At 55.2% G+C, this 12,520-nt stretch carries 13 protein-coding genes and 5 tRNA genes; 4 read left to right on the top strand and 14 right to left on the bottom strand.

The features are described 5' to 3' along the window. Nucleotides 1-52: 52 nt before the first annotated feature. The 4 genes from DZC51_RS14905 to DZC51_RS14890 all read right to left on the bottom strand — a co-directional run bounded on the left by DZC51_RS14905 (nucleotide 53) and on the right by DZC51_RS14890 (nucleotide 2,324). Entirely contained in the window at nucleotides 53-844 is a 792-nt protein-coding gene (locus DZC51_RS14905; protein WP_157297252.1) for an alpha/beta hydrolase family protein, read from the bottom strand. Further along, a complete protein-coding gene (locus DZC51_RS16355; protein WP_157297250.1) occupies nucleotides 822-1,298 on the bottom strand; it encodes an NUDIX domain-containing protein in 477 nt (158 codons plus the stop codon). Before DZC51_RS16355 ends, DZC51_RS14905 begins: the two co-directional genes overlap by 23 nt. A 45-nt stretch (nucleotides 1,299-1,343) precedes the next feature. Continuing rightward, nucleotides 1,344-1,649: a transposase gene (locus DZC51_RS14895; protein ID WP_157297248.1), complete on the bottom strand. Its 306-nt coding sequence runs from the start codon at nucleotides 1,647-1,649 to the stop codon at nucleotides 1,344-1,346. Between the two features lie 225 nt (nucleotides 1,650-1,874). Beyond that, nucleotides 1,875-2,324 carry a Dps family protein gene (locus DZC51_RS14890; protein WP_157297246.1) on the bottom strand — a complete coding sequence of 150 codons (450 nt, stop codon included), beginning with the start codon at nucleotides 2,322-2,324 and terminating at the stop codon, nucleotides 1,875-1,877. Between the two features lie 94 nt (nucleotides 2,325-2,418). Here DZC51_RS14890 and yidD point away from each other — a divergent pair, with 94 nt between their 5' ends. Together yidD and DZC51_RS14880 are read left to right on the top strand one after the other, a co-directional pair. Further along, nucleotides 2,419-2,661: a membrane protein insertion efficiency factor YidD gene (gene yidD / locus DZC51_RS14885; protein ID WP_157297244.1), complete on the top strand. Its 243-nt coding sequence runs from the start codon at nucleotides 2,419-2,421 to the stop codon at nucleotides 2,659-2,661. Between the two features lie 72 nt (nucleotides 2,662-2,733). Then, nucleotides 2,734-3,711 (top strand): metal ABC transporter solute-binding protein, Zn/Mn family, encoded by a 978-nt coding sequence (locus DZC51_RS14880; RefSeq protein WP_157297242.1) that lies wholly within the window; start codon nucleotides 2,734-2,736, stop codon nucleotides 3,709-3,711. Nucleotides 3,712-3,752: 41 nt separating this feature from the next. On the opposite strand, the gene DZC51_RS14875 is transcribed toward DZC51_RS14880, so the two are convergent. The 5 genes from DZC51_RS14875 to DZC51_RS14855 are packed head-to-tail and all read right to left on the bottom strand — an operon-like array spanning nucleotide 3,753 to nucleotide 9,986. Continuing rightward, complete coding sequence (locus DZC51_RS14875) at nucleotides 3,753-5,192, bottom strand: o-succinylbenzoate--CoA ligase (RefSeq protein ID WP_157297240.1); 1,440 nt, start codon at nucleotides 5,190-5,192, stop codon at nucleotides 3,753-3,755. A 56-nt stretch (nucleotides 5,193-5,248) separates the two neighbouring features. Next, nucleotides 5,249-6,067, bottom strand: a complete 819-nt coding sequence (gene menB / locus DZC51_RS14870; protein WP_157297239.1) for a 1,4-dihydroxy-2-naphthoyl-CoA synthase — start codon at nucleotides 6,065-6,067, stop codon at nucleotides 5,249-5,251. A 16-nt stretch (nucleotides 6,068-6,083) separates the two neighbouring features. Further along, a complete protein-coding gene (gene menH, locus DZC51_RS14865) occupies nucleotides 6,084-6,902 on the bottom strand; it encodes a 2-succinyl-6-hydroxy-2,4-cyclohexadiene-1-carboxylate synthase (RefSeq protein WP_157297238.1) in 819 nt (272 codons plus the stop codon). Beyond that, nucleotides 6,890-8,608 (bottom strand): 2-succinyl-5-enolpyruvyl-6-hydroxy-3-cyclohexene-1-carboxylic-acid synthase, encoded by a 1,719-nt coding sequence (gene menD, locus DZC51_RS14860; RefSeq protein ID WP_157297237.1) that lies wholly within the window; start codon nucleotides 8,606-8,608, stop codon nucleotides 6,890-6,892. The genes menH and menD overlap by 13 nt, the downstream gene beginning before the upstream one ends. After that, nucleotides 8,601-9,986, bottom strand: coding sequence for an isochorismate synthase (locus DZC51_RS14855; RefSeq protein WP_157297236.1), 1,386 nt, complete (start codon nucleotides 9,984-9,986; stop codon nucleotides 8,601-8,603). Before DZC51_RS14855 ends, menD begins: the two co-directional genes overlap by 8 nt. Before the next feature lie 162 nt (nucleotides 9,987-10,148). On the opposite strand from DZC51_RS14855, the gene DZC51_RS14850 reads away from it, so the two are divergent. Then, complete coding sequence (locus DZC51_RS14850) at nucleotides 10,149-11,063, top strand: 1,4-dihydroxy-2-naphthoate polyprenyltransferase (RefSeq protein ID WP_157297235.1); 915 nt, start codon at nucleotides 10,149-10,151, stop codon at nucleotides 11,061-11,063. Between the two features lie 165 nt (nucleotides 11,064-11,228). Continuing rightward, on the top strand, nucleotides 11,229-11,984 hold the full coding sequence (locus DZC51_RS14845) for a TraR/DksA C4-type zinc finger protein (protein WP_157297233.1): 756 nt from the start codon (nucleotides 11,229-11,231) through the stop codon (nucleotides 11,982-11,984). Between the two features lie 60 nt (nucleotides 11,985-12,044). Here the strand turns inward: DZC51_RS14845 and DZC51_RS14840 are convergent. The 5 genes from DZC51_RS14840 to DZC51_RS14820 all read right to left on the bottom strand — a co-directional run bounded on the left by DZC51_RS14840 (nucleotide 12,045) and on the right by DZC51_RS14820 (nucleotide 12,455). Continuing rightward, a tRNA-Glu gene (locus DZC51_RS14840) sits at nucleotides 12,045-12,116 on the bottom strand. Between the two features lie 6 nt (nucleotides 12,117-12,122). Further along, a tRNA-Ser gene (locus DZC51_RS14835) sits at nucleotides 12,123-12,213 on the bottom strand. Nucleotides 12,214-12,216: 3 nt separating this feature from the next. Beyond that, a tRNA-Asn gene (locus DZC51_RS14830) sits at nucleotides 12,217-12,291 on the bottom strand. 5 nt (nucleotides 12,292-12,296) lie between these two features. Then, a tRNA-Ile gene (locus tag DZC51_RS14825) sits at nucleotides 12,297-12,373 on the bottom strand. Between the two features lie 8 nt (nucleotides 12,374-12,381). Next, a tRNA-Gly gene (locus DZC51_RS14820) sits at nucleotides 12,382-12,455 on the bottom strand. Nucleotides 12,456-12,520 lie beyond the last annotated feature (65 nt).

The raw sequence follows: 12,520 nt of genomic DNA, 5'->3' as shown, positions 1-12,520 counted from the left end.
CACCTGCGCATGTATGATTGCGCAGGTGCTTTTTCTTTTGCTGCAAAAAGGTTCAGTTCCCTTTCCCCTTCATCCAGTTGCACAAATCCCGGGTGACCCGGGCGGCTTCCGCGGGCGGGAAATGATGATTGAACTCGGCAAAGTACCAGGTCTCCACCGGTTTTCCCGCGTCCCTCATTGCGTCTTCCAGCATGAGGGACTGCTCGATCGATACGTTTTCATCCTGGCGTCCGTGAATCAGCAGGAACGGCGCATGAATTTCATCCACATGAAAAAGCGCCGTGCGGTCCCGATATTTTTCCGGGGCATTGTTTGGCGTTCCCCCGATGACCCGCTTCATCATCCTGCGGAGTTCCTTCCGCTCCTTATAGGTGAAAATCATATCCGATACACCCGCCCAGTCGACGACGGACGTGATGTCATCCCTCATGATCGCCGTCCAGAGTGCCATGATGCCGCCTCTTGAAAAGGCGAACAGATGAATTCTCGTTGTGTCGGTCTTTGGATGCTGCTTTAGCACATCTACCGCGTTAACCGCATCAAACCGGTCACTGCCTCCAAATTCGTCAAACCCTTCGCCGCCCCGATTTCCACGGTAGTATGGGGCAAAGACGATGAATCCTTGCTGTGCAAACTGGGCGATCCGGGACGGCCGGACCATCCCGACATGCTGGATGCCGCCCCGCAAGTAAACGATGCCGTCATAGATACCTTCCGCCTCCGGTTCGGCAAGCAATCCCTTCACCCGGTATCCTGTCGACCAGTAGGTGACTTCGGTCAGACGCACATTCGGATTGGGAGACGGGTAAGTCCTCGTGTATTCAATGATTCCATCGTCTTTCATCAGCCAGCACCTTCTTCCGGATCCTGTCCATTCCTTCGTCCGACATATGCCGGCTCAGTTTTGCCGCAGACTTTTCCCAGTCCGTTTCCGCAAGGTAAGCCGCTCCTTCTGTTTCGCGGAGCGGGAATTTTTCATCTGCGGACAGGATATCCGCAGCTAACACCCTTTTGCAGAAAGGCGGATCGGCATGGACGATATAGTCTGCGACAAATGTGAAATTACCGGCGGTGACACCGGTCTCTTCGTACACTTCCCTGAGGGCAGCCTCTTCAATCGTCTCTCCGGGCTCCGCCTTGCCGCCCGGCCACTCCAGTCCCCTGCCGGGATGGATCGTCATCAGCCACCGGCTGCCATCAAAAATAGCAACGATCACATGGGTCGGCACCATCCTGGTCTGGTCCTTTTCCCAGTACAGGTCGATCTGCTGTCCCGCACGGTCTTTGTATGTAAACATCGGCACCCCTCCTTTACCAAGTGTAGCGGACAGGGTGCCGGATCTTCAACGGAAATACGGCAGGCTCTCAACGAACTTCTTGGACTCCTCATCCCCGAATTCGTGGACAAGTGCATAAAGTTTCATCGTGCGCAGGTCGATCTGGTGGTTCTCCTTGTCCAAATGGTAAGGAACGAAAGGCAGGTGAGACCGGACAAAGTTTGTCAATTCCACATCGCTGATCTGGCTGAACAGCCGGCTGAACGCTTCTTCCACACGGCCGTCTGCCTCGATGGCAAACTCCCAAGGCGCCAGATTAGGGGCCGGATACACCTGTCTGTGGAGAATCGATACATACAATTTGTTTTTCATGCCATCCTCCTGGTTAATCGTTTCCCATTAGGATGGTCTTCCTCGAAAGTTCCATGCATAAAAGGCTCTTAGGGAATGTCCAACTGGAAAATCCTCTGGATTTCCGCTGCAACTAAAACGGAAATCAACAAATCTCAGCTCCACAATCTAAAAAAGATAAATCAGTTCCGAAGGGATATATCCCGGAACTGATCTATCCGCTTTCTTAGCCCGCAGGGTTTCTGATTAGTTATTTTCTTCACCCAGGAAGGCGTTGAGCATCCACTGGTGCTTTTCGATGCTTTGGTAGATTGAGTTCAGAAGGTCTTCGGTCATATCGTCCCCATCTTTGGCGGCGAGGTCCATGCCTTTTTTAAGGGAGTCCATGATCTTGTCGAAGTCCTCAGTCACCTGCTTGACCATTGCATTCGCGGATTCCTTTCCGCTGGCCTCTTCCACCACGGAGCTTTCCAGGTGCTCCTTCAGCGTGGCGAGCGGTTGTCCGCCGAGCGTCAGCATACGTTCAGCAATCTCATCCATATGTAGGGTCGCTTCATTGTAGAGTTCCTCGAACTTTTCGTGAAGGGTGAAAAACTGAGGGCCTTTCACGTACCAGTGATAATTGTGAAGCTTCGTGTAAAATACCGACCAGGTCGCCACCTGGACATTCAATTCATCAAGCAACTCTTTAGACATCCGTCAACACTCCGTTTCATAATCAATCGTTCTTCTGTTCATCTTCCCCACCCCGCGCTACAATAAACATGCGTTGCGATTGGAGTGTTTTTTAATGAAACATCTTTTTATATGGATCATCCGCTTCTACAGAAAGGCCATATCACCATTCACGCCCCCAAGTTGCCGTTTTCATCCAACCTGTTCCTCATATGGTCTCGAAGCGTTTGAAAAGCATGGAGCCGCCAAAGGTTTCCTGATGACCGTCATCCGGATATCCAAATGCCATCCATTCCATGAAGGCGGATTTGATCCGGTACCGGACAAGTGGCCAGAAAGAAAAAATACGGAGAAATAAGTTCCGGGTTGCCAAGCAAGCCTCTGGTGAGGTATGATACAAATCGTACTCATTCCGATTTAGAGGTGGACCATGAAACGATTGATATTCATACTGTCCGCATCCCTGCTTGTTCTAGCCGGATGCGGCGGCAACGATAGTTCCGATAAGGGACGAGAAAGCGAAAAGGCGACAAACGGGGAACTTGCTGTCAAGACGACCGTGTACCCGCTCGCCTACTTCGCGGAACGGATTGGCGGGGACTCCGTGAGCGTCTCTTCCGTTTATCCTCCCGGAGCGGACAGCCATACATTCGAACCGACTCAAAAAGATATGATCAGCCTGGCAGAAAGTGATCTGTTTATCTATACAGGTCTCGGGCTGGAGGGCTTTGTCAGCAAAGCCGAAAAGACTCTTTCAGGCGAAGGTGTCCGGCTGGTTGCAGCGGCGGCGTCCATCTCCGATGACCAGCTTCTACAAGGCCATGGACATGAAGAGGATCACGGACATGAAGAAGACGCAGGCCATGAAGGCCATGACCATTCCGGCGCGGACCCTCATGTCTGGCTCTCTCCTGTCCTTGCCGACCGGCTCGCACTAACTATCAAGGACGCACTCTCGGAAGAACTTCCGGAGAAAGAAGCCGAGTTTACAGAGCGTTATGAAGAGCTTTCAGCTGAGCTCAAGGATCTGGATGCGGAATTCCGCAACATGGCCGAAAACGCGGAGATGAAAACCTTCTTTGTCTCCCATGCCGCATTTGGTTACATCGCCGATGAATACGGCCTGGAGCAGATCTCGATCGCAGGTCTGAACCCGCAGAGCGAACCTTCGCAGAAAGAATTGGCGAGGATTGTCGACCTCGCCCGCGAAAAGCAGGCAACCACCATCTTCTTTGAACAGAACATCACATCGAAACTCACCCAGGTGATTGTGAATGAGATCGGAGCAGATTCCGATACCCTCCATAATCTGAGTGTCCTTTCGGAAGAGGATATCGAAAACGGCGAAGATTATTTTACTCTCATGAAACAGAACATTGAACGGCTTGGCAAGGCTTTGAATCCCTGAGTCAACATCAAAAGCCATCCGGTAATCCGGATGGCTTTTTGTCATTCCTGCAGTTCAAATTTGTCCCTGAGCTCGCGTCGCAGCAGCTTGTTCGATGCGTTTCTCGGAAGTTCACCGACAAACCGGTAATACTTCGGAACCTTATACGGGGCCAGCCGCTCCCGGCAGTAGGCTTCAAGCTCTTCCGCTGTAACGTCTTTCCGTGCCACAATAAAGGCGGCAGGCACCTGCCCCCAACGTTCATCTTCCACTCCGGCAACGCCCGCCTCCGCAATCGCGGGATGACCCGCGAGCACCTGTTCAATCTCAGCCGGATAGATGTTCTCCCCTCCCGAGATGATCAGGTCAGAACGGCGGTCGAGCACATAGAGGAATCCCTCTTCATCCACCCTTCCGATATCGCCTGTATGGAGCCAGCCGTCTTCTTGGGCGGGCCTGTCGCCAAATCGTCCGACATAGCCCGGCGTCACATGGGGGCCGCTGATCAGGATCTCTCCCTCGTCTCCCGGCCTTTCCGCTCCGTCGATCCGGATGCGGTTAAAGAAAAGCGGTTTGCCCGACGATCCGGTTTTCCTGAGTGCGTCTTCCGCCGCCAGCGTTGCCGTCTGAGAGGAAGTCTCTGTCATGCCGTACGTCTGGAGAATCTGGATGCCCAGCGCCTCCGCCCGGCGGATATAGGGTGATGGAACCGGTCCTCCACCGGCCAGGATTTGCCTGAAGTTGCCTGATGCCTTCTGGTTCTGTGATTCCAGGATGTCCAGCACCCGGACAAGCTGCGCCGAGACGGCGGACATCGTGGTCACACTTCCTTCCGCAATTTCCTTGGCAGACGCTTCAGCATCGAATTTTGTCTGCAGGCGCACCGTCATTCCATAGATCAGGGATCGGCAAAGAATCGAGAATCCGCTGATGTGAAACAGCGGCATCGCGCAGAGCCAGACATCGCCTTCCTGAAGGCCCATATTGAGGACGGAAGCAACAGCGCTAGACAGATGGTTCCCGGCCGTCTGCCGGACGCCTTTCGGGAACCCGGTCGTCCCTGATGTATACATGATCGTCAGCGTCCGGTCTTCTTCCCAGAGTGCGGCCGGTTCGAAGTCCGTCCCTTCCCCGGCCAGCAGACGGCTGACGGCCGTGCTGTCCGGGGCACGGTCCAGCAGGAGATCATCGGTGAACACGGCCTCCGCTCCCGAGTCTTTAATCTGGTAAGCCAGCTCGGCCTCTGTCAGGCGGATGTTCAGCATGACCAGCTCAAAGCCCGCAAGCAGCCCGCCGTGGATCAGAAAGACAGTCTCAGGACCCCCGGACGTAAGAAGCGCCACACGGTCGCCTTCCCTCAGGCCGGTCCCCCTCATCTTCCTTGCGATGTCCATCGATCGTTCCGCCACTTCACGGAATGTCCATTGCTCTTCACCCCAACTGATGGCAACGCGCTCCGGTGTCAGCCGGGCCCGCTGCAAGATCCAGTTCGGCGTATTCATATAATCACCTTCCCATCAGAAAAAGCCGCCCGAAAGGCGGCTCTTTGAATTAGCGATCAAGGGAAACGAGGGAACTGGCCAAAGTCCGGCTTGCGCTTTTCCTTGAATGCATCGCGGCCTTCCTTCGCTTCGTCCGTTGTGTAATAAAGAAGTGTCGCGTCGCCTGCCATCTGCTGAAGGCCTGCAAGTCCGTCTGTGTCGGCATTCATCGCTGCCTTCAGGAAACGGAGTGCAGTCGGGCTCTTCTCGAGCATTTCTTCGCACCACTGGACCGTTTCATCTTCAAGCTGTTCAAGCGGAACAACCGTGTTGACCAGACCCATGTCCAATGCTTCCTGTGCGTTGTACTGGCGGCACAGGTACCAGATTTCACGGGCTTTCTTATGGCCGACGATGCGAGCCAGGTAGCCGGAGCCGTATCCTGCGTCAAACGAGCCGACTTTCGGGCCGGTCTGGCCGAAGATGGCATTGTCTGCGGCAATGGTCAGGTCACATACCACGTGCAGGACATGCCCGCCGCCGATGGCATAACCTGCCACCATGGCGACGACCGGTTTCGGGATCACTCGGATCAGGCGCTGCAGATCCAGCACGTTCAGGCGCGGAATCTGGTCCTCGCCGACATAGCCGCCGTGCCCTCGGACTTTCTGGTCCCCGCCGGAGCAGAAGGCCATATCGCCTTCGCCTGTCAGGACGATGACGCCGATGCTGTCATCATCACGTGCCCTGGAGAATGCATCAATCATTTCCTCTACGGTTTTCGGTGTGAAGGCATTGCGCACGTGCGGACGGTTGATCGTCACTTTGGCGATGCCGTTGTACTTCTCGTATTTGATCTCGTCATATGTACGGATCGTTTCCCATTGGCGTGTCATGTGGTTCCTCCCCTGTCTATGGCTTTAAAGCTTCCTTTACTATTGTAGCAAAGCGTGCCGGATTTTCCACGTGTACGGTGTGCCCGGCATCCGGAACAGTAACATGATGAGCATCCGGCAGCCGCCGGGCCATGTCCCCGGCAATTTTCACGTACTTCTCATCCAGCGCTCCGGTGATCAGTGTCACCGGCATTCCGAATTGCTCCAGGCAATCCCAGTAGGAAGGCTGGTTTCCCGTTCCGATGCCTCTCAGACTTCCTGCCAGGCCTGTAGGATCATTACTTAAGCGGCCGCTCCGGACACGATCCCGGACGTCTTCCGGTAACCGTTTCTGAGAGGCGAACAGCGGGATGTTCTCCCATCGGCCGGTAAAGGCGCGTATGCCTTCCCGCTCGATGAAAGCGGCAAGCTTCCCGTCGGATTCCCGGCGCGACTTCCGTTCGTCCTCTGTACGCAAACCGGGTGATGTACTTTCAAGAATCAGCCGGCTGATTTTCTCAGGATGCGCTGCCGCAAACCCGATTGCGATACGCCCTCCCATCGAATAGCCAAGAAGGCTGAACCGCTCAAGCCCGAGCTGCGTGAAGAGCGCATCCAGGTCCGCCACCTGTTCATCCATCGTGTAGCGGTCAGACCCTAGAGGCGCATCTGTATTACCGTGGCCGGTCATATCGGGCATGATGAGCCGATATGAGCCAAACTCATCGGCAAATGCGGTCCATGACAATGAACTTCCAGTAAATCCATGCAGCAGGACAAGAGGCTCTCCGTGCGGATCCCCCGCCTCCCGGTAGCTGATCCGGATTCCCCGGACCATCGCCGTCAGCGGTTCCATTCTGCATCCAGCCTTTCACCGACCGCCTGCCACAGCTTACGGTGCTCATTAAGATTCACCTGGCGGTCGCTGAAGGCTTCGATGATCCTGACATTAGTCTGTTTTGGTTCAAGAAGGGCCTGCCTGAGTCCGTAGGCTGATTCCACCGCGTCGTACTGGCAGCCGTACATGTCGGCCAGGCTCCTGAATTTCAGCCCGGTCGGCGTTCCGAACAACTCTTCAAAATACCGCCCGGCTCCCGCCTGAGGCAGATACGAGAAAATGCCGCCGCCGTCATTGTTCATGACGAGGATGGTGAGGTCTGTTTCGTCAAAGCGGCTTGCTATCAGTCCGTTCATATCGTGCAGCATCGCAAGATCTCCGATCAGCAGATAAGCCGGCCGTTTTCTTGCCGCCTGCACGCCGAAGGCGGTCGATACGACCCCGTCGATGCCGTTTACGCCGCGGTTGGCAAAAATTCCGATATCCCGCTCCGTGTTCATGAAGAACGTATCGACATCCCGGATCGGCATGCTGGAGCTTGCGAACAGGTCACTGCCGTCGGGCATCTCGGCAAACAGGACGCCTGCCATGGCACCTTCGTCGGTTCCCTCATGGACAGAGCGCCTGGTTTCCTCGGCTGCAATACGGTTTGCTTCGGACCAGAGTGAGGCATACCCGGAAGGGCCATTCTCCGCCCGGATGCCGAGAAGCATTTCCGGCATGCACTGGAGATGGTCTGTCGCCAGGTGATAAGGATCACGGAATGACGGGCTTTCATCCACGACGATATAGACGTCCGGGCGGTTTCCGTTCAGGAACTGAGTGAGCGGTTTGGATACCGGCTGTGGACCAAAACGGATCACGGTGTCCGGCGCCATCTCCCTCTTGAACCTCTCATTTTTCAGAATGGCATCATACAGATCGATGCAAAGACCTTCCGCATCCCCGGAAATATTGCTCCGCAGTCCCGAAAGCGGGTCGGCCAGCACAGGCCAGCCGAGGGAACGGACGAACTTCCAGAAACCCTCTTTGTCAAATCCGGGAGGAAGTTCACCGGCAATGATCAGGCCGCGTTTTGCGTCCGCAGCCGTTTTTGTGAACCAATGCACCATTTCCGGATCCGGTATCATCGTTCCCCTGCGTACGCTCCTGAAAGAGATCCCGGGATCTTCCGCCCCGAACTCAATCAGAAGAGGTTCCCTGAAAGGAATATTCAGATGTACCGGACCCGCCGGTGCGTCCGTCGCAATCGACACTGCGCGCTGCACATGACGGCCGATATACTCCAATGATTCCGCCCGCTCTTCCGGGATCGGAAAATCAGCACTGTACTTGACCATCCTGCCGTACAGCCCCGGCTGGTCAATCGCCTGCGGAGCTCCCACCTCCCGGAGTTCATGCGGACGATCTGCCGTCAGTACGATCAGCGGAACACGGGCATACTTGGCCTCGGTGACCGCCGGCATATAATTGGATGCGGCGGTCCCGGACGTGCACAGAACGGCGACCGGCTCACCGGATGCCTTGGCCATGCCAAGCCCGCAGAATGCCGCGGAGCGCTCATCGGTCTGAAGATGCATTCGGACACTTCCCGATTCGGCAAACGCATAGGCAAGCGGGGTCGAGCGGGAACCGGGACTCACGACCACTTGGCGGACACCCGCCCGGATCAAGGATTCCCTGATCCTCAGTACATATGACGTCAGCACCTTCCGCTCATCCATGGAGGACACCTCCGAGAGCCCGCATCATCGGACGGAACTTCACCCATGTCTCCTCGTACTCTTCTTCCGGGACCGAGCCGGCCACTATGCCGCCCCCGGCATACAGGTGGGCCCGGTCGCCCTTAAGCAGTCCGGAACGGATGGCCACCGCAAACTCCCCGTCGCCTTCCGTGTCCATCCAGCCGATCGGTGCACCGTAGAACCCCCTGTCCATTTTCTCGTTTTCCCGGATCATCCTGAGCGCCTCACCGCGGGGCGTTCCCCCAAGAGCCGGTGTCGGATGCAGCGCATGGACGAGATCCAGCAAGTCTGTTCCAGAATTCGGCATCCCCTCAATGGGGGTGAACAGATGCTGGATATCCCGCACCTTAAGCAGCCGCGGCCCGGCCGGAATCCGGACTTCGCTGCAGAAGCTCCGGAACACGTCGCCGATCATCCGGACGACGAACTGGTGCTCCTCACGGTTTTTCAGATCCTTCAGGAGCCCTTCACCGAGCATCCTGTCTTCCTCCGCGGTCTTTCCCCGGCGGATGGAACCGGCCACACAGGCAGTCAGGCTCCTGCCCCCTTCAATTTTCACGAGACGTTCCGGCGTCGCTCCAAAAAAGAAGCTTTCGCTGTTCTCCAGGCCGAACAGATAGCTTTCCTGCTGCTCGGCCGCAAGATGTTCCAGTACCTCCGAATGACGGACCGGGACCTCGAAATCGAGGCCGACAGAACGTGCAATGACAACCTTCTCCGGCCCGCCTGCACAAATTCCATCACGCACGCCCTCCACGGCACGGAGATAATCCGACTTGGCATATTCATGAATGCGGAGCACATCCGGCTTAATGGCAGGATCCCGCTCCTTCACCTGTGCCTCGTGGATGAGTCTGTCCCGGATCACCCGCAGCCGGTCAAAATCGGATGCCACGGCCTCTTCCTCGGATATCAGGTTGATCGACACAAAAGAACGCCCTTCTTTTTCGACCAGCTGGATCTGCGGAACCACGAAAAGGGCGGCCGGGAAGCCATCCCATTCCGACTCACGCCGATTTTTCGGATCGAATGAGAACCCGCCGAACAGCACCGGTGACTGGTCCCCCTCCTCCTTTACAATGACGGAACAGAGACGCTGCCATTGTGTACGGATATCTTCGAAGCGTGCATCTCCATCTGTGCTGGTCAGGCGGGCTGCATGCCCGATGCCCGCCATCTTCCGGGTCTTTTCCCGGTTCTCCCAATAAAAGCGGCGACCGGCAAACTCTGTCTCTCCCGCTTCAAAAAAAGCCTGCGGTGACAGTCTGCCCGATTCGACCGTCTCCGTGTAGAACCGGAGCCCGTCCATCATGCGGCCTGTCTCCGCTATTAAATCCGGAGTCATTTTCCGTTTCATCCAAGACCCCTCCAACTTATTCGCTACAGTCTTTCCTTGCACATTTATTTTACCACAATGCTCGATTCGCCAACATCCGCGCGATTCCGCGCAGCTTCTCTGTCCTTTCCCTATTTTCTCCGTTATAATGATGAGCGGAAAGAATTTTAGGGAGAGAACCATATGCAGCAAACACTAAAAGCTGACGAAGGCTGGCGCATCTGGTGGCAGCTGACCCGTCCACATACGCTCACTGCGTCATTTGTGCCGGTGCTTCTCGGGACCATCATCGCGCTCGGAGAAACCCGTCCGGACATCACGCTGTTCATCCTCATGATGCTTGCCACCCTGTTCCTTCAGGCGGCAACCAATATGTTCAACGAATATTACGATTTCAAACGCGGTCTCGACAATGAACAGTCCGTCGGCATCGGCGGAACCATCGTCCGGAACGGCGTGAGTCCCTCTACTGTTCTCGGCCTTGCTTTGGCGCTTTACGGGGCCGCCGCACTGATGGGCCTCTATATCGCCGGAAACACTTCCTGGTGGCTTCTGGCGGTCGGTGGCGCAGCCATGGCCATCGGATACCTATACACCGGCGGACCGCTTCCAATTGCCTATACACCCCTGGGAGAGCTGTTCTCCGGTGTCACGATGGGAATGGCAATCGTGCTCATCTCCTATTTCATCCAGACGGGCCATGTAAGCGGATGGGCAATCGCCCTTTCCGTACCGAGTATGATCCTCGTCGGGGCGATTATGTTGTCGAACAACATCCGCGATCTTGAAGGTGACAAAGAAGGCGGACGCAAAACACTTGCCATCCTGGCAGGAAGAGAAAATGCGGTCACAATCCTTTTCCTGTTTTTCGCGGTATCTTACCTGTGGATTCTCGCCCTGGTACTTACCGGAACCTTGACGCCTTGGGCATTGCTGGTCCTCTTGAGCATTGGAAAGCCAATCAGCGCCATCCGAATCTTCAGGAAAGAGAACGTCCCGCTAAAAGTCATGCCGGCCATGAAAGCGACCGCCCAGACCAATACGATTTTCGGTTTCCTTCTGTGCATCGGCCTCCTTCTCGGATATTGGATCAACTGATTCATGAATCGTTTAACCGCCTGCTCTATCGCAGGCGGTTTTTTGTTGTTCGAACCAAGGTTTATCGTTCAGGCCAAAAAGGAAAAGATGAGGGACAATGGCAGGATTCATGTACTCATGAAATACAGACCATCCATCATTTAATACGATAAGGAAGTGACAGCCATGTTGACAGAACAGCAAAAAACGATCCTTAAGCGTGAGCTGATTGAGATGCAGCAGCAATACCGTCAGACAAGCGAAGAGCGGGATCGTGATGATAGCATGAGGGATGACTCAGGGGAACTTTCCTTTGCGGACAATCACCCTGCCGATATGGGAACGGAACTGTATGACCGGGAGCGGGACCAGGCGCTGGAAAACCATGCAGAAGACGAGCTCAACAAAGTCGAGGAAGCGCTGAAAGCGATGCGTGAAGGCAATTATGGAATATGTGAGATTTGCCGGGAAGAGATCACGTTCGAACGCCTTGAAGCCATTCCGTATACGAATCGTTGCATTGAGCATGCGGATACCGAGATTCCGGATGACCGCCCCGTCGAGGAAGATGTATTGGAAGATGTGGCCGCACCCGTGCAGCCTGATTCATTCGAAGTCGGCAAGGAAGGCGACATCGAGGACTATCAGGACAGCTTCCAGGAAGTCGCCCGATATGGTACATCTGAAACCCCGTCAGATATGAGCGGCGATCACGATGACTATAATGATCTATACAAGGATCCGATGGAACAAGGCACAACTGAAACCTATGAAGAGTTCGCGAGCACGGATGAAACCGGCAGCGTAAAAGGCTTCATGCGCTCGGATACAATGGATGAGTATGAGGAAGGCCTCGATGACATGGACCTCGAGTCCCCTATCGGAGACATCCCGGATAAAGCGGTGGACAGCTATACCGGCGAACACCTTGACCGGGAATAAGCAAACCGCAAACAAAAAAGCAGCCACCCTATATTTATAGGATGGCTGCTTTTTTCTTGATGACCCCTACGGGATTCGAACCCGTGTTACCGCCGTGAAAGGGCGGTGTCTTAACCGCTTGACCAAGGGGCCAATAAGTGGCGGAGAAGGAGGGATTTGAACCCTCGCGCCGGTTACCCGACCTACGCCCTTAGCAGGGGCGCCTCTTCGGCCTCTTGAGTACTTCTCCAAATGGCTCCGCAGGTAAGACTCGAACTTACGACCGATCGGTTAACAGCCGATTGCTCTACCACTGAGCTACTGCGGAATACATGGTGGGCCTAAGTGGACTCGAACCACCGACCTCACGCTTATCAGGCGTGCGCTCTAACCGGCTGAGCTATAGGCCCGGTTTCGCTGGAGCGGATGAAGGGAATCGAACCCTCGACTTCAGCTTGGGAAGCTGAGGTTTTACCACTAAACTACATCCGCAAATGGTGGCTTGGGACGGAATCGAACCGCCGACACAAGGATTTTCAGTCCTTTGCTCTACCGAC

The organism is Bhargavaea sp. CC-171006 (assembly GCF_009761675.1).
Lineage (GTDB): Bacteria > Bacillota > Bacilli > Bacillales_A > Planococcaceae > Bhargavaea > Bhargavaea changchunensis.
Note: the sequence above shows the minus strand (reverse complement) of the source record. Positions and strands in the feature narration are given on the sequence as shown.